The organism is Fibrobacter sp. UWB2 (genome assembly GCF_002210425.1).
GTDB lineage: Bacteria > Fibrobacterota > Fibrobacteria > Fibrobacterales > Fibrobacteraceae > Fibrobacter > Fibrobacter elongatus.
Map to the genome: position 1 here is coordinate 1 of NZ_MWQK01000014.1, position 1,453 is coordinate 1,453.

Here is a 1,453-nt window from a genome sequence, read left to right on the forward strand (position 1 = left end):
TGGAGATGCGGACAATAATTTAGACAGGTTGTTTGTCCAAATATAGTTTCCGGTAATCCATTGGACTCATTCCATTGAGTCTGACCTTTATCCGTTTCGTGCAAAACCATTCCAAATATTTTTCAAGCTCAACTTTGAACTCTTCCTTGTCAACTTTTCCCCAGTTCCTGCTGTAGAAAAACTCGTTCTTGAGTATACCGAAAAAGCCTTCACACGCGGCGTTGTCGGGCGTGTAGCCCTTTCTTGACATGGATCGTGTCAAGCCATACTTTTTCATTCTCTCGATCCATCCGGGCCACCTGTAATGACTTCCTCTGTCCGTATGGATTATCGGGGTTTCACCCTCATGGAGTGTCGCAACGGCCTTATCCAGCATCTCGTCGACAAGGGTCGCATCAGGTGACTCTCCGATTGTCCAACATACTGGCGCTCCGTCGAAGCAGTCGATAATCGGTGATAGGTACACTTTGCCGTCGTGTAGAGGAAATTCCGTTATGTCCGTCAGCCATTTTTGATTGGGTGCATCGGCGTGAAAATTGCGATTGAGAATATTGGGAACGGCGGGTGTGATTTCGCCTTTATACGAACTATATTTCAGTTTCTTGGGTTTGTAGACGATGAGGTTGCCGAGTTTCATTGCGCGTCTGACAACCTTCTCGGAAACTTTCTTTCCGGTCTTTGAAAGTTCGCTGTGGATTTTTCTGTAGCCGTAAGTTTTGTTGGACTCGTCGAATATTGGGACAAGTTCTTTTAGCAACTGAAGGTCCTTATTGTTCCGGTCATTCAGGTGTTTTACGTTGTAGTAATAGACGCTTCGGGACATTCCCAATGCAAGTAGGATATCCCTTAATTTGTAGCGGTTGCGTAAGGCGTTGACAAGCTGTGTTTTTTCCCTGTTGCGAAGGGCAGACAAGTCAACGCCTGGGTCTTTTTTTATTATGTTCAGCGTCTCCTTCAATATGTCAACTTCTAGCTGGAGACTTCGGATTTTCTCGTTCAGCGCCTTCGCGTCTTCGGAAGAAAGATCCTTTTCCTTCTCCAGTTTCCGCTTCGTTGGTCTTGGTTTGTTCTGCAGTCCCATAAGTCCGTATTTTTTATAGTCCTGATACCAATAATAGATACTTGCGTACGTATATCCAATATCTTTGGCGACAGAAATCATAGGTTCGCCCATTTCGTAGCATCTGCGGATGGCCTCTAGCTTAACATTGAAAGGAGCGTGTGGCGGATGTTCTGGAGTGTTTATAATCCTATGGTGTTTTCTTTCCTGATGCGGTTGGCCTTCCTTTTTTATCCACTTGTACAACTGTTTTGTCGATGGATATCCGAGTTTTCGAACGACCTTTGTTGCCGACTTTAAATCATGAAATGTTTCCAAAGCCTTGGCGATTTGATCTTCGGTAAAATGCATGATGCGTCCTCTAGTTGTGTCCAACTATTCGTCCGCATCCCC

Annotated in this window: 1 protein-coding gene; it reads right to left on the bottom strand. The window is 45.0% G+C overall.

The window, feature by feature from the left end:
* Positions 1-19: 19 nt before the first annotated feature.
* Complete coding sequence (locus tag B7982_RS14725) at positions 20-1,411, bottom strand: IS3 family transposase (protein WP_088661416.1); 1,392 nt, start codon at positions 1,409-1,411, stop codon at positions 20-22.
* Between the last annotated feature and the right edge of the window lie 42 nt (positions 1,412-1,453).